General features: G+C 58.3%; 19 protein-coding genes. 10 read left to right on the forward strand and 9 right to left on the reverse strand.

The annotated features are described in order from the left end of the window. Window positions 1-160: 160 nt before the first annotated feature. Window positions 161-1,831 (forward strand): hypothetical protein, encoded by a 1,671-nt coding sequence (locus B5D61_RS20795; RefSeq protein ID WP_176159578.1) that lies wholly within the window; start codon window positions 161-163, stop codon window positions 1,829-1,831. A gap of 60 nt (window positions 1,832-1,891) precedes the next feature. On the opposite strand, the gene B5D61_RS20800 is transcribed toward B5D61_RS20795, so the two are convergent. Then, window positions 1,892-3,115, reverse strand: a complete 1,224-nt coding sequence (locus tag B5D61_RS20800; RefSeq protein ID WP_078815441.1) for an FG-GAP repeat domain-containing protein — start codon at window positions 3,113-3,115, stop codon at window positions 1,892-1,894. Between the two features lie 128 nt (window positions 3,116-3,243). Between B5D61_RS20800 and B5D61_RS20805 the strand changes: the two genes are divergently transcribed. The 7 genes from B5D61_RS20805 (at window position 3,244) to B5D61_RS20835 (ending at window position 9,276) form a co-directional block, all read left to right on the forward strand. Then, window positions 3,244-3,834, forward strand: coding sequence for an HAD family hydrolase (locus B5D61_RS20805; RefSeq protein WP_078815372.1), 591 nt, complete (start codon window positions 3,244-3,246; stop codon window positions 3,832-3,834). A 147-nt stretch (window positions 3,835-3,981) separates the two neighbouring features. Further along, entirely contained in the window at window positions 3,982-5,079 is a 1,098-nt protein-coding gene (dnaN, locus tag B5D61_RS20810; protein ID WP_078815373.1) for a DNA polymerase III subunit beta, read from the forward strand. Between the two features lie 27 nt (window positions 5,080-5,106). After that, window positions 5,107-5,637: a hypothetical protein gene (locus B5D61_RS20815; protein WP_078815374.1), complete on the forward strand. Its 531-nt coding sequence runs from the start codon at window positions 5,107-5,109 to the stop codon at window positions 5,635-5,637. A gap of 15 nt (window positions 5,638-5,652) precedes the next feature. Beyond that, window positions 5,653-6,516: a prephenate dehydrogenase gene (locus B5D61_RS20820; protein WP_078815375.1), complete on the forward strand. Its 864-nt coding sequence runs from the start codon at window positions 5,653-5,655 to the stop codon at window positions 6,514-6,516. Between the two features lies 1 nt (window position 6,517). Then, window positions 6,518-7,876, forward strand: a complete 1,359-nt coding sequence (aroA, locus tag B5D61_RS20825; protein ID WP_078815376.1) for a 3-phosphoshikimate 1-carboxyvinyltransferase — start codon at window positions 6,518-6,520, stop codon at window positions 7,874-7,876. 37 nt (window positions 7,877-7,913) lie between these two features. Continuing rightward, a complete protein-coding gene (gene cmk, locus B5D61_RS20830; RefSeq protein WP_078815377.1) occupies window positions 7,914-8,546 on the forward strand; it encodes a (d)CMP kinase in 633 nt (210 codons plus the stop codon). A gap of 118 nt (window positions 8,547-8,664) precedes the next feature. Next, window positions 8,665-9,276 carry a lysophospholipid acyltransferase family protein gene (locus B5D61_RS20835; RefSeq protein WP_078815378.1) on the forward strand — a complete coding sequence of 204 codons (612 nt, stop codon included), beginning with the start codon at window positions 8,665-8,667 and terminating at the stop codon, window positions 9,274-9,276. 12 nt (window positions 9,277-9,288) lie between these two features. Here B5D61_RS20835 and B5D61_RS20840 read toward each other — a convergent pair whose 3' ends face one another. The 3 genes from B5D61_RS20840 to B5D61_RS20850 form a co-directional block, all read right to left on the reverse strand. Further along, on the reverse strand, window positions 9,289-10,593 hold the full coding sequence (locus tag B5D61_RS20840; RefSeq protein ID WP_078815379.1) for a sigma-54-dependent transcriptional regulator: 1,305 nt from the start codon (window positions 10,591-10,593) through the stop codon (window positions 9,289-9,291). Between the two features lie 13 nt (window positions 10,594-10,606). Next, complete coding sequence (locus B5D61_RS20845; protein WP_078815380.1) at window positions 10,607-11,947, reverse strand: sensor histidine kinase; 1,341 nt, start codon at window positions 11,945-11,947, stop codon at window positions 10,607-10,609. A gap of 61 nt (window positions 11,948-12,008) precedes the next feature. Beyond that, on the reverse strand, window positions 12,009-12,533 hold the full coding sequence (locus B5D61_RS20850; protein WP_217699033.1) for a gluconokinase: 525 nt from the start codon (window positions 12,531-12,533) through the stop codon (window positions 12,009-12,011). A gap of 165 nt (window positions 12,534-12,698) precedes the next feature. Between B5D61_RS20850 and purU the strand changes: the two genes are divergently transcribed. After that, window positions 12,699-13,559, forward strand: a complete 861-nt coding sequence (purU, locus tag B5D61_RS20855) for a formyltetrahydrofolate deformylase (protein ID WP_078815381.1) — start codon at window positions 12,699-12,701, stop codon at window positions 13,557-13,559. Window positions 13,560-13,608: 49 nt separating this feature from the next. Here the strand turns inward: purU and B5D61_RS20860 are convergent, their stop codons facing one another. The 5 genes from B5D61_RS20860 to rnhC form a co-directional block, all read right to left on the reverse strand. Continuing rightward, the gene (locus tag B5D61_RS20860; RefSeq protein ID WP_078815382.1) at window positions 13,609-14,055 is read right to left on the reverse strand and encodes a VOC family protein; all 447 of its coding nucleotides are present in this window, start codon (window positions 14,053-14,055) and stop codon (window positions 13,609-13,611) included. Between the two features lie 48 nt (window positions 14,056-14,103). After that, entirely contained in the window at window positions 14,104-14,610 is a 507-nt protein-coding gene (locus B5D61_RS20865) for a tetratricopeptide repeat protein (RefSeq protein WP_078815383.1), read from the reverse strand. An 8-nt stretch (window positions 14,611-14,618) separates the two neighbouring features. Then, complete coding sequence (locus tag B5D61_RS20870) at window positions 14,619-15,203, reverse strand: helix-turn-helix domain-containing protein (RefSeq protein ID WP_078815384.1); 585 nt, start codon at window positions 15,201-15,203, stop codon at window positions 14,619-14,621. 88 nt (window positions 15,204-15,291) lie between these two features. Beyond that, on the reverse strand, window positions 15,292-15,627 hold the full coding sequence (locus tag B5D61_RS20875) for an HU family DNA-binding protein (RefSeq protein WP_078815385.1): 336 nt from the start codon (window positions 15,625-15,627) through the stop codon (window positions 15,292-15,294). Between the two features lie 62 nt (window positions 15,628-15,689). Continuing rightward, window positions 15,690-16,649 (reverse strand): ribonuclease HIII, encoded by a 960-nt coding sequence (gene rnhC, locus B5D61_RS20880; RefSeq protein WP_078815386.1) that lies wholly within the window; start codon window positions 16,647-16,649, stop codon window positions 15,690-15,692. Between the two features lie 216 nt (window positions 16,650-16,865). On the opposite strand from rnhC, the gene B5D61_RS20885 reads away from it, so the two are divergent. Continuing rightward, window positions 16,866-17,945, forward strand: a complete 1,080-nt coding sequence (locus B5D61_RS20885) for an NHL repeat-containing protein (RefSeq protein ID WP_078815443.1) — start codon at window positions 16,866-16,868, stop codon at window positions 17,943-17,945. Window positions 17,946-17,983 lie beyond the last annotated feature (38 nt).

Genomic DNA, 17,983 nt, shown 5'->3' on the forward strand with positions numbered 1-17,983 from the left:
ATAAGGCATGAGGTTTTGCCTGATTTTCTTATACCTAATGGCGTCTGGGGAAATGCTCCAGGGGCAATCGGGTTCGGGTTATTTTCACTCAAGCGTGCGATGGAGTCAGCCCAATGTGGAATTACCCCCACACATTCAAGGGACCCCTGGAAAAATCACTTTGATTGCCGATTATGAGAAAGCCGATGCGAGCGGCGTGCCGCTTTATTTGATCAACCTCACGAACAAAGACACGAGCTTCTGGAGTCAAGATGGAGACCTCTCCGTGAAACTTGAGCGGCAAGTCAATGCTGAACAATGGCTGCGATGCCAAGCTCACGTGTATTCCTGGTGCGGGAACAGTTATGGCTCTCGGTTATTGTCCAGTGGGCACCATTTCGTTTTCAAAGGCTTTCGTCCTCAAAGCGGGAAAAAAGCACCGGTTCGGTATGCGTTACGAACCCCATCTGAAGTGATTTTATCCAACATAGGCGATGGCTTCTATGAACCTGAAGAAGAAGCCAATGCTCTGATCGATAGCATGGCCTTGAAAGAGATCCCAACAGCCTTAGCCGATCTTCTCCAACTCGGTAGGTTTGGCGATCACAAGGAGGTGACTTGGGAAAATCGCATCTGCGGCCTACGGTTGTTGCAGAAGATGGGGGGATTGCCGTCAGGAAAGACCCTCACTGACAAGTGGAGTGCCGAGTTGTCTTCCAAAGCATCCCTTACCGAGAATGAATCGGCTGCGTTAGCTGCACTGCAGTCGTTCAAAAGTGTTTCATGGTCTCTCGACGCGACTCCCGGTCAACTCCTGCAATACATCACGAGCTTGTTGTCTGCCGACTCAAGTAACCTCGAGACGTATGGCTCGCCATCGGCGGATCGTGCTGTTCTTTGGGGGATTGCCAGTGGGTTGGCGCACTCTTCCGCTTATATGCCTCTGGATGACTGGAAGCCGTTGCTATCGTTGGCTTTAGACTGTCTTGATCGTGGACCTAATAGGACTCGATCTCAGGTTTTGAATTTGTTGAACCAAGGACGCCTCACCGATCAATGCATGGCCTCTTCGGCCTTTGAGCCGTTGTTGAAAAGTGCCGATCAAGACGTGGTCAAACTCGCTGCAAAAACGCTTTCTCGACGAGCCAAAGGGGCAAGGTTAATTGAATTGAGCGGTCAGCTTCCACAGCAGAGTCGGATGGTTATCTTAAGTGCCCTTATCGATGCGAAAAAAACAATGCGTTCAACTGGGGGCGAACTGGGATACTTCTTTGATCCGGTAGAACTTCAGTATTTGAGAGAATGTGTCCGTCAAAGCCCTATCCAAGCAGCTCCTCTAGTTTCAGATGCTGGAGGTCAAGCAATCCGGCTTGAGGATTTTTTGCGAGAGCAGCTATCTCTGTATTGGGATCGAGAGATGAAGGACCCTGAAAAGACGAATCATGATTTTGAGCTCGATGCTTCAGATCATGCGTATGAACGCGCGCTAGCTATTCTAGCTGAGTTGCCGTTAGATTCTTCTCGATTACCCTCGCTATCGAGAAATCAGACTCAGTCTGAAGTGATCCCTTTGCTCAAGCGCTTATTGAATCACCGAGGATATACAGTCACTCGAACTCATCTGCCGGTAGGGGATGGAACATTCAAACCTTTCAAACGGTATCATTACATCGTTCGAGAGTCGGCTCACAAAGCTTTGACGCAATTGCATGAAGCTGTGCCTGTAGGACTCGAGTTCGAAAAACTTATTCCTGATCCACAGGCCACGGAGAATTCTCTGAAAGCGGCTCCTTTGCCATCAATAAAGCAAAGGAGGCCATTGATCCCCGCAATCGAATCCCCCAAAAACTAACAAGGTGTATCGCTCCGAAGAAACGATACACCTTGCGATCCGTGAGAAAGATTCAGGTGATTACTCCTGCAAAAACACAAACACGCCCTTCTTGTTGCCGACCACCACATCCAGCTTGCCGTCTTGATTGACGTCGCCTGGAGTGACTTCGGTGCCGACGCCGCTGTTGTCGTCGATCTGGTGAGGGATGAACTCCGCGCCGCCTTTGCCATCGCGTTTGATCTGGAACCAGTAGAGCACCGGGGCGGCATTCGGTTCGTCGTCTTTCAGGGGGCCGTGAGCCCAGCGGCGCTTACCCGTGACGAGGTCGAGCACGCCATCACCATCCATGTCGGCCATCTGCATGGCGTGAAGCTGGCTGAATTTGACCCCCACAGGGCTGTTTTCCACGGTGTTGCCCATCAGCTTGTGATCGATGAAGCTGCCGTCTTCCGTCTGCTCATACCAGCTCAGGCCGTAGCCATGGGCATTGTGGCTGCTGATCACATCATTGCGGCCATCGCCGTTCACATCATAGACGAGGATGAAGGAGCCGCCGCGCTCACCTTCTGGGGTGAAGGGGGCGGCATGGAAGGTCCAGTCCTTGTCCTCCTTCGTGTCGGCAGGTTGTTCAAACCACCCCTCTTTGGTGAGAAGGTCGGCGCGGCCATCGCCATTCACATCGCCAAAACCGTAGCCGTGGGTGTAGCGGAAGTATTTCTTGTCGTTCTCTTCCGTGACGGGGGTGATGGGGCGGAAGCGGGCTTTGCCAAAGGGATTGCTCCAGTCGATCTCGGCGTAACCTAAACGACCGCCTTTGGAGGGCTGCACACCGAGGCTGGTGTGGCAGATAAGCTCGGGTTTGCCATCGCCGTTGATGTCACCCAGAGTGGGGGATTCGTTGTCGGTGATGTCAAAGATGGTGTGGCGGGTCCACTCCGTTTTTTTGTTCTGAGGGTTTTCAAACACCCAGGTCTCCTTGCCCGGCCAGGAGAAGGCCAGGATGTCGCTCCAGCCATCGCCATTGAAGTCGTAGGTATAGCTCAGGAAGAAATCACTGTAGCCCTTGGCAGGGTCATAAGGCTCTTTTTCAAATTTTGGAGCGAACTCGATGCGCTCTTTGAACTCCGGCCCTTTCCAGATGAAGCGTCCGGCGCAGATGTCATTTTGGCCATCGTGATCGAAATCGGCAAAGTGAGCGCCTTCCGCGACGAATTCTTCGGTCAGGGTGATTTTTTTAAAGGTCGGGGCCGCGGCTGCGGAGAGCGCGGCGAGGGTCAGAATGGAGACGAGGCAAGACTTCATGGAGTGAGGCAGGGAACAACCTTGGCGAGTCATATCTTGCAGCCAAGCTGAAAGAAGAACCGCAGGGCAGGGGGGCGGCAGATTCGTCATTTGCCTCCAGGGCGACCTGAGCCATCGTAAGAGGTTCAATGCTCCAAATCCCCGATTACCCTTTCCGCGCCTTCATTTTCGATTGTGACGGCACCTTGGTGGACTCAATGCCCCTGCACTATGAAGCTTGGCTGGCCTCCCTGCGGCACCACGAGGCCCCGTTTGAGTTCACCGAAGATTTCTTTTATGCCCGGGCTGGCGTGCGTGAGCAGGATGTGGTGACGGAGCTGAATGCCCAATACGGCAGTCAGGTCGATCCAGACTCCGTGGCGCATTTGAAGGCGGAGATGTTTCTGAAGATCATCCCCCAGGTGCAGGCCATTCAGCCGGTGGCAGATTTTGCCCGCAGCCTGGAGGGGCGCTTCCCCATGGCTGTGGCCTCGGGGAGTGAGGAGATCATCGTGCGTGGCTGCTTGGCGGCCAATGGCTTGCTGCATCTGTTCCCCACCATTGTGACCCCGGCGTATGTGAAGCAGGGGAAACCGGCCCCAGACATGTTCCTTCTGGCGGCGGAGAAGATGGGGGTGGAGCCGAAGGACTGCCTGGTGCTGGAGGACGGGCAGGCGGGCATCGTGGCGGCGGAGGCGGCCGGGATGCAGTGGGCCTTCGTGCCGCGCACGTTGCGCTAGCGCGGAAGGCGGTGGGCTGGGGGTAAAATCCAGGTTGGCGGCCTAGCTTCCCCTCATTTCCTTTTCCACGAAACTCCTTGCCAGAGCCCGTGCCTCTGATAAAAAAAGCCGTTCGACTCTATCAGTAGGCACGCCGCCCCCCTTTTTATGAAGTTCTCCATCAGCAAGGATTCTTTCCAGCAGGCCATTCAGCAGGTGCAGCACGTCGTCAGTGCACGCACCACTCTGGCTATCCTCTCCAACGTTTTGCTGCGTGCCCGTGAAGGCGTTTTGGAATTAACCACCACCGATCTGGATGTGGGGGTGACCTGTAGCGTGCCTGCGGAGGTGGAGGAGGAAGGCGCGACCACGCTGCCTGCTCGTCGTCTGGCGACGATCGTGCGTGAGCTTCCCTCCGAAGACATCGACATCAGTGTGGATGAAAAGAACGTTGCCTCCATCCGCAGCGGTCCTTCCTTCTTCAAGGTTCTCGGTCTGACCAGTGAAGAATTCCCAGCCCTGCCTCGTTTCGAAGGTGCCCGGGAGTTTCGCATGGATCAGCAGTTGCTGCGTGACTGCCTGAAAAAGACTTCCTATGCCATCTCCACGGATGAAACCCGTTATGTGCTGAATGGCATTCTGTTCTCCTTTAAAAACAACACCCTGACGATGGTGGCCACGGATGGTCGCCGCTTGGCCATGGTGGAGCAGGAGATCGAGTTCCCGCAGAGCCAGGAAGTCGATATCATCGTGCCGACCAAGGCCGTGAATGAGCTTTCCCGCCTGTTGAGTGATACCGGAGATGTAATCATCCGGGTCACGAATAGCCAAGTCGGTTTTGACTTCGGGGACGGCCTGCTCATCAGCAAGCTGATCGATGGCAACTACCCGAACTACCGTCAGGTGATCCCTGGGGAAGCCAAGGAACGCATCGCTCTGGAACGTGAAGTTTTCCTCAAAGCCATCAGCCGTGTGTCCTTGCTGGCCAGTGAGAAGTCCAATTCTGTCAAATTCCAGTTCTCAGCCGGGCAGGTGGAAATCGTCGCTCAAAGCCCGGACATCGGGGAGGCTCGCGAAATTTTAGCCATCAATTACAAGGGACCTGCGATCACAATCGCCTTCAATCCCGAATTCGCCATGGCTCCGCTGCGGAACCTGAGCGCCGACGAAGTGACTCTTCACCTCATCGACGAGATCAGCCCCGGCGTCCTCCGCACCGGCAGCAGCTTCCTTTACGTGCTCATGCCGATGCGCGTGAACAGTTAAGCAAACCCCACTCCCCTCCTCAAACCGATGCAGCGCCCCACGCATCTCCTCCTCCTTACCGCTGCGGCGGCAATTCTTGCCAGTTGTTACGGCCCGGCTCCTCGTCCTTTCGCTGGCCGAGGACGTTCCTTGGATGAGCCCCCGCGCTATGGTGATCCGAATCGGTATGTGGAGCCTGTGCCTGAAGGACCTGAGGGCATGGTAGGCCCCCAAGTGCCTCCCCCGAATCTCGACCCCTCTACAGGAGGCACCATGCCTCCCGTGGACCCCGGTCTGACGGTGACTCCCCCGGTTCCAGGAGGTGTGCCCACTCCTCCAGCCGGTAGTCCTTCCACAGTGACGCCTCCGGGCACCACCCCGCCGGTGGTGACGATACCCACGACACCGACTGCGCCAGCGGCTCCATCGGAAGTCCCCTTCGCACGTGCCGTCCCTGGCAAGCCAGGGTTCGTTTACAGCCCGAAGGACCCCAGCAAGATGATCAGTGTCGAAGGTCTGCGCCCGGGACAGAAAGCCAAGGACCCCGAGACGGGTGTCATTTTCCGGGTTCCTTATTGAGCCCTCTCCTGGCGCGTGATCGCAGAGACATCCACCATCGCCATTTATGGTCCGGGTTTGCTGGGCGGTTCTTTAGCCCTGGCGATCCAGGATCGATTCCCTCAGGTGCGTCTGCGCCTGTGGGCTCGGCGTGAAGCGGCTGAGGCAGGCATTCGTCAGCGCGGTATTCAGGCCGCGTTTTTTACCGATGCCACAGCGGCCGCTCAGGGGGCCTCATTGATCATTCTGTGCACTCCGGTGGAGACCATGCCTGCGTTGGCGGCCCAGATCGCCCATGCGGAGCTGGCGCCTGATGGGCTGGTGACCGATGTCGGCAGTGTGAAGGGCAGCGTGGTGCGGGCTCTCGAGCCGGTGTTTGGCTCGCGTTTCATCGGCAGTCACCCCATGGCAGGCTCTGAGAAGACCGGCGTGGAGGCTGCTCGTGCAGATTTGTTTCAAAACGCCGTCTGTTTGATCACTCCCACGACGACTGGTGAACCAGCCCCGCTGGAGACCCTGCGGGCTTTTTGGCAGGCGGTCGGCTGTCGGGTGCTGGAGATGACCCCCGAGGAGCATGACGATAAGGTGGCGCGCATTTCTCACCTGCCGCACATGATGGCGGTCGTCACGACCCTGGCCGCGTTACGCACCGATCCTGGGGCGGTGGCGTGCGTGGCCAATGGCTTCCGTGATACCACGCGCGTGGCAGGGGGAGATCCGGGTCTGTGGACGGGAATCGCGCTGGAAAACCGGGCAGCTTTGCTGACCCAGCTTCAGGCGGCTTCGGCGACTCTGACAGAGCTTCTTGAAATCCTTGGCAAGCCGGACGAAGAAGAGCTCCGCCGTTTTCTAGCCGAGGCACAGCGCCTCCGCCAGACTGTCCCGGCGGCCGTCTCCTGATATGGCCACTCTGAAAGTCCGCAAGCTCAAGTCCTTCCCCGCAGAAATCTCCGTCCCCGGAGATAAAAGCATCAGCCACCGCGCCGCGATGTTTGCCGGCATGGCCTCTGGCACCACTGTCATCGAGGGCTTCCTCCCCAGTGAAGACTGCCTCTGCTCCGTGAAAGCCATGGAGGCCATGGGGGCCACCGTCGAGCCTCTGGAAGAGACAGCAGGTATTGGCCTAACCAAGCTTGCGATCACGGGCAACGGTCCCAAACTCAAGGCACCTGCGGGTCCGGTCGATTGCGGGAACTCCGGCACTACTATCCGCTTGCTTTCAGGCATCTTGGCGGGGCAGGAGTTCACCACCGAGATGTTTGGAGATGCCTCTTTGTCCAAGCGCCCAATGAAACGTGTGGCCGATCCCCTCCGCCTCATGGGGGCTAAGGTGGAAGGCCAGGGCGAGAAGATTTGTGCTCCGCTGAAAGTCACCGGCGGTAACCTGACGGCGATCGAATACACCCTGCCCATGGCCAGTGCTCAGGTGAAGTCTGCCATCCTCCTCGCAGGTTTGTTCGCTCCCGGGAAGACGACCGTGATCGAGCCTGTGGCGACCCGCAATCATACCGAGCGGATCATGTCCCACTTCGGCATCAAATGGCTGCGTGAGGGCAATGCCATCTCCGTCTATGGTGGCCAGAGCCCGCGGGCAACGGATCTCGTTGTGCCTGGAGACATCTCCAGCGCAGCCTTCTGGATGGTCGCTGCCGCTGCCAGCCCTGATCAGCAGATCACGCTTAAAAATGTGGGGCTGAACCCCACACGCACCGGCGTCATCAGCGTCCTGCTCCGCATGGGAGCGCATATCCATACCTCGGAGGAAACCAGCTCAGGCGAACCTCGCGGCAATGTGACGGTGCAAGGCGGCCAACTCAACGCCACCGTCATCGGTGGGGCGGAGATCCCGAACGTCATCGATGAACTGCCCATCTTGGCCGTGGCGGCTGCCCTGGCGGCTGGCACCACCCGCATCCAGGATGCTCACGAACTGCGCGTGAAGGAGACGGACCGCATCGCTGCGGTGGCTGAAAACCTCCGCCGCATGGGCGTGACGGTGACGGAATTTGACGATGGCATGGAGATCGTCGGTGGAGCCAAACTTCACGGGGCGACCATCAGCACTTATCACGACCACCGCATCGCCATGGCGTTCGCGATTGCAGGGCTCTTTGCCGAGGGAGAAACCGTTATCGAAGGTCCAGAGTGCATCAGCACCAGTTACCCAGGCTTTGAGCATGATCTGGCACTGTTCCAGAAAAATGAAAATGGCGAGGGCCCTATCCCGGTGATCTCCCGTGTGCCACGTAAGCTGAAGTAATCTCCTGTCCTCAGACCTCGATCTTTTCACCGCCCACATGCCCGCCCATTCAGTCATCACCATTGACGGTCCTGCCGCCTCCGGAAAAAGCAGCGTCGCCCGCATCCTGGCGCAGCGGTTGGGCTACACCTATGTGAATACGGGGAACATGTATCGGGCCATGACCTGGGCTGTCTTGGAAACCGGGGTGGACCCCGCCGATGCAGACGCGGTGCAGAAAGCTGCGGCTGGCGTCGCCCTGGAATCCCCGGTGTCCGAAGGACAGACTCAAGTCTGCGTCAATGGACGTCTCTTGACTGTCGAAGACCTGAACAGTGATCCAGTGAATCGCGGCGTCTCTCTCGTAGCTCGTGTGCCTGAGGTGCGGGCGCGCCTCGTGGCCGATCAGCGGGCTCTAGCGGCGATTGGACCCCTGGTCATGGAAGGGCGTGACATCGGCAGCGTGGTTTTCCCCGAAAGTCCGCTGAAGTTTTACATCGACGCCAGTGAAGAAGTTCGCGCGGCCCGCCGTCGTGCTCAGGGACATGCGGATCAAGTGGCTGAGCGTGATCGCCTGGACTCCACCCGCAAGACCTCACCTCTGGTCATTCCAGAGGGCGCGGTTGTCATTGATAACAGCCATCTGACGCTGGAAGGGGCTGTGGATGCTGTGATGGCGCATTTGAAGTAATCGGCATTCAGAGGTCAGTATTCAGTTTCCTCCTCCGCACCACCCTGTTAAAAACCTCTTCTGATTCACTGAAAATAGAAAACAGAACACTGATCACGGTTCATTACCCCCTCCTCGCATGACCCTGTCTTACCGAATCGGCCATACAGTCTTCCGAGCCTTCGCCCGGAGCTTTTATGACTTTCGGGTGATCGGAGAGGAAAACCTGAAGATGGAGGGGGCGGCCTTGATTGTGGCCAATCACGTGAGCTTTCTCGATCCTCCCTTCATTGGTCAGGCGTTCGATGAGCCGCTGTATTTCTTCGCTCGGAAGACTCTCTTCAATCATCCCTTGGCGGGAAGGATCCTGAGAAGCTGGCAGACCATCCCGATTGACCGGGACAAGCCGGATGCCTCCAGCCTGAAAGCCACCATCCGCCTGCTCAAGAGCGGGAAGAAGGTGCTCATGTTTCCTGAAGGCACCCGCAGCCCGGATGGTTATCTTCAGAAGGCCGAGGCGGGTGTCGGTCTCTTCATTGCCAAGAGTAGTGCCCCCGTGTTGCCCGTGCGTATCTACGGCAGCTACGAAGCCTATCCACGGGGGGCCAAGTTCATCCGCCCGGCGCAAATTCGTTTGGTGGTGGGAAAACCGTATGTGACGGACCTCAAGGCTCATCAAGCGGAAGGCCGCAATCTTTACCAATCCCTCGCCGACGAAGTGATGGAGAGGATTGGAGGCCTTACTCTTTAAAGCTTTTGAAGGTCACTCCCGGCCGAGCAACTCACGCAGTTTTCGGCGGAGGGTGGCTCGGTTCATGTTGAGCGCAGCGGCGAGGCGGGTGGGCTTGTCTTCGTAGCGGGCGAGGAGCTCGGTGAGGAGGGGTTTTTCGATTTGCGCCAGCAGGGTGTCGTAGTCCGGGGTGTTCTCAACAGGGCAGGTGAGCTTTTGATCGAGCCAGGCGGTCATGCTGCGCACCAAGGCGGTGTCCAGGTGAGAGGTATCTTGGCCTGTGGCCTGGAGGCTCGGCGGTAGGTGCCGGGGCAGGACTTGGGGGGAGGTGCAGACGGCGGCGGCATGCTGCATGGCGGCGGCCAACTCACGCACGTTCCCGGGCCATGGGCAGGCTTTGAGCAGACCGAGGGCCTCCACGGAGAGATGCAGATCCTTGCCGGGAGCGGCGTTTTTCAGCAGTTCGGCGGCCAAGGCAGGGATGTCCTCCGTGCGGTGAGAGAGGGCGGGGAGAGTGACCTGGAGGACACTGATTTGATAAAACAAGTCTTCGCGGAATCTCCCCTGGGTGATGGCTTCCCGAAGATCCGAGGCGCTGGTGGCGAGCACGCGGGGGGCACCCGGCTCCGTGATGGTGCGCGCCAGGGTCGCCTGAAGGTGCAGCGGCAGGAGAGAGATTTCTTCCAGCAGGAGCACACCGCCGTTGCGGGCCTCATCCAGGCACTGTTGCAGCGTGGCTTCGGCTTGCTCAGCGGGCCACTCGTCGTAGCGATAGCGGGTCAGCGGTGAGGCGCTGCTCTGCGCGGCGATGATCTCCGCAGCCAGGGTCTTCCCCGTGCCGTGCTGGCCGGTGAGGAGCACCGGCACGCGGGCGGCGGCGGCCTGGGCGATCTGGGCAAAGGCACGCTGCATCTCGGGGGCGTTCCCGATCATCAACGAAGGATCTGGGGAGGCGAAGGACGGGGGGAGATCGAGACGCGGCAGGTCCAGCAGGGCGCGGATCTGCGGTTGGATCTCGGCGAGATTCAGCGGTTTCAGGAAATAGTCATGAGCTCCCAGTCGGCGGGCCTCCAGGGCGTTTTCCAGGCTGCCATGGGCGGTGATGATGAGAATGGGCGGCGGCGTGGGGCCGGCACGCAGGGCGGACAGAACCTTCAGCCCGCTCATGTCAGGCAAGCCGATGTCCAGGAGCACGGCGTCAAACTGCTGGCGCTGGGCTTTGTCGAGCCCTCCTTGGCCTGAGGCGGCGACGACGGGTTCAGCCCCCAGACGGCGCACGACAGTGGCGAGGGCGGCGGCCAAAGCATATTCGTCTTCGATGATCAAGACTCGTGACATGCGCGAGCAACGGTTAAGATTTGCTCATCGGCAATGTGATCTCCACGAGAGCGCCTTCTTCGGGATGGTTTTTGAGCGTCATTTGACCCTCGTGGGCAGAAATGATCTCCTGCGCGACGTTGAGCCCCACCCCCATGCCACCTTCTTTTTCGGTGAAAAATAGCTCCTCGCCGCGATCCAGTGCTGCCGAGGTGAACCCCGGGCCGTCATCATGAAAGCTGAAGACGATTGTCTGGTTCACCACCGCCAGACCGATGCGCAGTTCTCCGCCGGAGGGCATGGCCTGGATGGCATTGATCATGACGTTTCGAAACACCTGCTGGAGCCGTTGGCGATCCCCCGAGATGTGGTTGGCCTGCGCTGGCTGGTGGGCGGGCAGGGTCAGGATGACGCCGGCATGCTCGGCCTGCGGGCGCAGCAGCTCGGCGGTCTCCTGCAGCAGTGCGATGGAGTCCAAAGCCTGTCTCCGTGGGGCGGCGGGACGGGCCAGATAGAGCCACTGGTTGACCAGCCCTTCGATCACCCGCACTTCAGCCAGGAGGTGACGCAGGCTGGTCTGGGATTCGAGATCCAGCTCCGCGGATTCCACGAGCTGGGCATGGAGCTGAATGGAGGCGAGCGGGTTTTTGATCTCGTGGGCTAAGCCCGTGGCCACCCGACCCAACAGCGCGAGCCGCTCCGACTGCTCGCGGCGTCGGCGTTCTTCGCCCAGTTCATCCCGGGCCTGGGTGAGGGCGCTGGCGAGGCGGCCGATCTCGTCATCACGCTCCGTCTCTGGCAGCAGGCGGTGAGGCTCGGCGAAGAAACCTTGCAACCTGCGCGTGAGGCCGCTCACTGGGCCCACCACCTGCCTACCAATGACCCAGGCCAGCACGGCGGAGAATAACCAAAAGACGATCAAGGCGAATCCGGTGGTGGGATGCCAGAGTGTGAGCATGACCGTGGGCGGCTCGCGGATGAAGATCATGTCATAGTCCGCATCCAGGTTCAGGATCAGCGCTTCACGTCCGGTGGGGAGCTGATGCACCTGACGGCTGGCGGATGTGCCCATGAGAGCGGCTGCTTCCTCCACAGGGATGGGCGGGAGAGGCTCCATCTTGCGGCGCTGGCGAAAGTGGATGTCCAGCCGCAGCAGGCGCTGGAGATCGCGAGCCAGCCGTTCACTGCGCGGGAGGTTCAGCCGCTGGACAAACTCCACATCATTCTGCGCCAGCGTGGCGAAGAGGTGTCTGGCCTCCTGCTGCTGCTGGTAGCTGAGCCAAGTGAGCAGAAGCAGGGAACCCACTGCCACATAGCCCACCATGACCGCGACATGACGTGCGGCCAAGCTGCGGTGCCAGGTGGTGGTGGCCATGAATGTAGAAAGAAAGGGGAGTGAGTCGCCTAACCAAGAATGGATCTGAAGTCTGGGCCTGTCACTCTGCTGAAGGCAGTTTCTGGATCACTTCCCTGACGATGGCCTCGGGGGTCTGCTCCAGGGAGACGGTGAGCAGGTCGGGCGTCTCTTCCAGGATGGCAAATTGACTGTCCAGCAGGCTGACCGGCATGTAGTGACCCTCACGCTTGGACATGCGTGAGAAGATCACCTCGCGAGAGCCCTTGAGATGCACAAACACCAGTTCCTCGGGGCGATCTCCGGCACGCAGCTTGTCACGATAGATTTCCTTCAAAGCGGAGCAGGCCAGGATGTAGAGGGGGGCTTGACCACGCATTTCTTCGATGCGGGCGCGGAGGGCTGCAAACCAGGGCCAGCGGTCTTCATCCGTCAGCGGGGTGCCAGAGCGCATCTTCTCCTTCGCCGCCTCGGTGTGGAAATCATCGGCGTCTTCACAAAGGGCACCGTAGTGCTGCGCCAGCATATTACCGATCAGAGTTTTACCACAGCCGCACACGCCCATGATGACGAGGGTGCGGGGCAGGGGAGAAGCAGAGGAAGACATGGGGATGGTTAGAAAAAGGGAGGAAAGACTCTACGGGACGCGTTCCTGCCCACGCAGGCAAGATGGATTTTGTTCCGCCGGGAGAAGAAATTACGGCTTTCACCCGGCTCCCGCGTCTAAGCCTTTGCGTCTCGCCTGCCTTTGGATGAAACTTTGCGTCCCTGTATGCCTGCTGCTGACACCGCTACGCTCCTGATCCACTGCCCAGACCGCCCTGGCCTCGTCCACGATGTCACTGGCTTCATCTCCTCCCACCAGGGGAACATCATCGATCTGCAGCAGCACATCGACCCCGCTGAAAACGCCTTCTTCATGCGCTTGGAATGGAACCTGGAGAAATTCACGCTGGAGAAGGAGGAGATCTTTGCCCGTCTGCAACCGATGGCCCGCCGGCATGAGATGCAAGTGCGCCTGCACTTTGCCAGTCAGCGCAAGCGGGTGGCGCTGTTTGTGACGAAGGAAAACCACTGCCTGTATGACCTCCTAGCACGGCATGAGGCCGGGGAACTGCCCGTCGACATCCCGCTGATCGTGGCCAACCACGAAACGCTGAAACCTGCGGCCGAGCGTTTTGGCATCCCTTTTTATCACTTCCCCATCACCAAGGATAACAAGGCCGCTCAAGAAGCTGCGCAGATCGAGCTGCTGAAGAAGGAGCGCATTGATACCGTGGTGCTGGCCCGCTACATGCAGATCATCAGCCCGGCCATGATCGAGGCTTTTCCCAACCAGATCCTCAATATCCACCACAGCTTCCTGCCGGCTTTCGTGGGGGCCAAACCCTACCATCAAGCCCATGTGCGCGGGGTGAAGATCATTGGGGCCACCAGCCACTACGTCACCGCAGATCTGGATGAAGGGCCCATCATCCATCAGGATGTGATGTGCGTGAGCCATGAGGACAGTGTGCAGGACCTCGTGCGTCTGGGGCGCGATCTAGAGAAGACCGTGCTGGCCAAGGCGCTCTGGTGGCATGTGCGGGATCAAGTGCTGGTCTATCAAAACAAGACCGTGGTCTTCGATTGATCTCCGAAAGTCGGATCATGGGTAGGTCGTGGGCCTCTTCGGGGCCTCGTTAGCCGATGTCTTGTGCCAAGCCAATGAGGAGGCCCTCGGGGCCACGAATGTAGCACAGGCGATAGATATTTTCATAGTCCACCACTTGATCGACGACTTCTGCACCGTGTTTGCGCAGCCGTGCGAGCGTGTCATCCAGGTCCACGACGTTGAACATGACGCGTAGATAGCCGAGTGAATTCACCGGAGCGGTGCGATGATCAGCGATGACTTCGGGAGCGAGGAAGCGGGAGAGTTCCAGCCGACTGTGGCCGTCGGGTGTGCGCATCATCGCTATTTCCACACGCATTTCGTGCAGCCCGGTGACGCCATCTGCCCAGGGGCCTTCGATAGGAGCGCGTCCCTCAAGTTCGAGGCCGAGTTCAGTGAAGAACTCAACGGCGGCATCCAGGTCTTTGACGACGATGCCCACGTTGTGCATGGTGAGCGACTTGCTGGGGCTCATAAGACGGGGGCGTGGATCTTTTTACCGAACATAGCCTACAGTGGCTGGCTAGCCGAGTCGGCTTTGGATGGCCGAGACACGTGGGTCCTGCCGCTCATCCGCGCTGAGCTGCTGGAGATGATCCTGGGCTTCCTGAGTGAGGCCGAGGTCGAGATAGCCTTCGATCATGGCCAGGCGTGCATGGAGGTCGGTGCTCTGATCCAAGGGGGTGGTCATCACCACGGGGTCCAGACGCTTGGCGGGCGTTTCAGCTCCGGCAGCTACGCTGGCGGCATCCGGCTCGGTTTGGGCTAGGTAAACCCAGCCGTCCCCTTCTTTATTGAGGCGCCATTGATTGATGGCGATGACGATGCAGAGGCCGAAGAGCGCCACGGTGGTTTCCAGAATGAAGGGGGTGGAAAGTGCGCCCACGATCATCATGACCGCTTTGGCCAGCACCTCACGCGCAATCTCGCTGGCTTGCCACACGATGGCCAAGGCGATGATGAGCCCGATGGTGAAGACCAGGGGGGCTAGCCACCAGCGGGGGCTGGGCACGGACGTGGAGTTGTTCATGCGACATCCTACCGCAAAGTCGGTGCGATGCCAGCGTCGAATCCAGTGCTGACTTGAGTGAGCGGGCTGCCGGTGGTGGGGCTGCCCTTCCGTTTCGTGGCCGTGGTCTTACTCGTTGGGCGGATCTGTTCCGCGACGGGGGTTGCGTCTGAGCGGAGACCTTCTGTGGAGCGGCTGACGGAGAGTTGGTGCCCCCAGTAACCGGTGCTGGCGAGCATGAGCACAAAGAGGAACAAGCCGGTGAAAACGGGCGAGCGATGGCCTGTGCTGACCGGCGCTTTGGGGGTGGCCGCTGAGGGTTTAGAGGGGATCCAAGGGCCGAAATTGGCCATGAGGTGACGGTAATCACAGGCGCCTTTCAGGCGGGAGTTGGGGAGTTCCCCCAAGATTTCGTCGGCATCCACTTGCAGGTAGCGACTGTAAATCTTCAGAAAAGCTCGCGCATAGGTCAGGCTACCAAAGGCGGCGTAATTATCCTGCTCCAGCCATTGAATGCGCGGCACTGGAATCCGCGTTTCGTGGGCGACATCCGCCAAGCTGAGGTTTCGCAACTCGCGAGCTGTGCGCAATTCAGAACCGATGAGGGTGGACATGATGGGAGAGTAAATAGTGTTCTTTCGAACATTCAAGTGATCCTTCAGCCGATCACTCTATTTATCGCAGCCCACCCTCACATTGGTTTCATTTTTCCGCAGAGCTATTCCCATTCGACTGGATGACTTTAGGATCAAGCTTGAGAACGCGTTCCTTGAGTTCGCGACCTGGCTTAAAGCGAACGATGCAGCGGTCTGGGATTAAAACCTCATCCTTAGGTTTATTCGGATTCCTACCAATCTTGGATTTGGCCACACGCACCTCGAAGGTGCCGAACTTTCTGAAGGTCACTTCTTGGCCATTCTCCATTTTTTGGCTGATCAAATCGATCACTTTGTCCAGAACATCAGCGACTTGTTGGTGCTTGAGACCCGTAAGGTCGCTCAGTTCTGTGACGATATCGCGTTTTGTGACCGTGGACATGATGGAAAGGGGAGGTAAAAGAGTTTAAATGGCGACGGATTAGGTCTTTGCAACCTATTTTCTTAAGTTGATAGGAGAGAATCGGAGGGTGGTTGGTGGGGGTTAGTGGAGGAAACTAGCTCCGCTACGGTTTTGAAGTGCATTTTAGCAAACCCACTCAGCTTTTCTTCCCCACCCTTGCTGATTAGACATCTCGCACTGGCCTTAACGGCCTCGGAGACTCCTTTGGGTAAAGGAATACCGCAGTCTTGCTCAGTGTCGCGCAGCCAATTGATAAAACGCTCCCTAGCCAAGATGGAAGCGGCAGCTACGGCAGGGTCAGATTCTGCTTTGGTGCGCTGGATGAGTTCGATACCGCGCCCTTTCTCCTGGAGGGCTTTTTTCAGCACGGCTGGATTGGCAAATTGGTCTGAGATGGCGCGCGGGCAGTCAGGAACTTTCTCCAGAAGCAGCTCAATGATTTTGGCATGCCCCCAAGCCAGGAGGCGATTCAGATTGCCAAATTTCTCGTAGAGGGTGTTGTAGCGCTCAGGATTGATCTGAACGATTTCCCACTTCAGGCCCGGGATGGAGCGGATGGTGTCGGCCAGTTGACGGATCTTCTGGTCGCTGGTGATGCGTTTGCTATCCACAGCCCCTGCCTCACGCAGTAATCGGGCCGATTTCGCATGGACATATACCCCAGCGATGACGAGAGGGCCGAAAAAATCACCTTTGCCGCTTTCATCCACGCCGATGTGAGGCTCATACATTTCCGGGTGCAGCACCTCCTCATAGCCTAATTCTGCCTGGCCGAGCACCTGAGGCTCGAGCAGGTGAGTCACGAAGTCAGCGGTCTCTTTTCCCTGAACCAGCACCTTGGGGCCCTTTTCATAGACGGATACTTGGGTCTTCCCACGGCGGGCTGCATAGAGGCAGTAAGGCTTGGATTCGAATTCCCAGCCTTGGGCTTTGAGGAGGGATTGGAGTTGCAAGGTCTGAGCAGAGGTCAGGAGATGCGTGTAGGAGGTCAGGGGTGGCATGGGCAAAAAAGCAGGCCTTAAAAATCTAACACCTGACGCGTGGCACAACATGATCTCCAGCACCATACCGGAAATATGATAAGGACGTTACAAGATTTGTTTTGAAACTCCAATCTCCATTGCCGTTGATCCTCATATAAGAGAAATAGCGGAAAATGTTGTCTAGGTTTCCGTATTGGCTGCCTCATGTCGTTATTCGTCTTCCCTCTACGTCTCATGAAACATCTCGTGCTTAGTTTTTCATTGCTCTGCGCCGCTCTCTCTCCTGCGGCGGAATGGACCATCTCCACCGTGGCAGGCACGGGGGAAAAGGGCTTCAGCGGTGATGGCGGCCCAGCCACCCAAGCAAAGATGGACAATCCCTTTGGAGTCGTGCGTGGGCCCGATGGGGCGTTGTGGTATTGTGAATACACCGGACAGAAAGTGCGTAAAATCACGCCGGATGGTATCATCCACACGGTGGCAGGCACTGGGGCCACCGGCTACAGCGGGGATGGCGGCCCGGCCACGGAGGCCACTTTCAATCTGCCCCATGAGATCCGCTTCGATCAGTCTGGAGATCTTTACATCGTGGACATGAAGAACCACGCGGTGCGCAAGGTGGACATGAAGACTGGCCTCATCTCCACCTTTGCAGGCAATGGACAGCCCGGCTACAGCGGTGATGGCGGCCCCGCAGCCAAGGCGCAGTTTAAGCAGCCTCACAGCATCCAGTTCGACTCCGCTGGGGATCTCTACATCTGCGACATCGGTAACAACGTCATCCGTAAGGTGGCGATGAAGACGGGGATCATCTCCACCTTTGCTGGCACTGGCCAGCCTGGGGCGACGCCGGATGGCGCGCCGATTGCAGGCACGCCGCTGAAGGGGCCACGCTCCATCGACTTCGATCAGGCCGGTAATCTCTGGCTGTGCACCCGCGAGGGCAATCAGGTCTTCAAATTCGATCTCAAAGAGGGCAAGATCCACTGGATGGCAGGCACCGGCAAAAAAGGTTTCACCGGCCATGGTGGCCCAGCCAAGGAAGCGACCCTAAGCGGCCCCAAAGGCGTGGCGATCGATGCCGAGGGCAATGCCTGGCTGGCCGATACGGAGAGCCATAGCGTGCGGATGATCGATGCCAAAACCGGCAACCTGGAGCTGATGGCAGGCACCGGGCAGAAAGGCGATGGCAAGGATGGCGATCCCCTGAAATGTGAGATGGCCCGCCTGCACGGTATCTTTGTGGATGCAGACGGTGCCGTTTACATCGGCGATAGCGAGGCCCACAAGGTGCGCGTGATGCGCAAGAAGTGAGGTCTGGGCGCCCCCTACGCATCAGCATCATGATTTGT

Origin of the sequence: Prosthecobacter debontii, from assembly GCF_900167535.1 — a bacterium.
In the GTDB taxonomy this organism is placed as follows: domain Bacteria; phylum Verrucomicrobiota; class Verrucomicrobiia; order Verrucomicrobiales; family Verrucomicrobiaceae; genus Prosthecobacter; species Prosthecobacter debontii.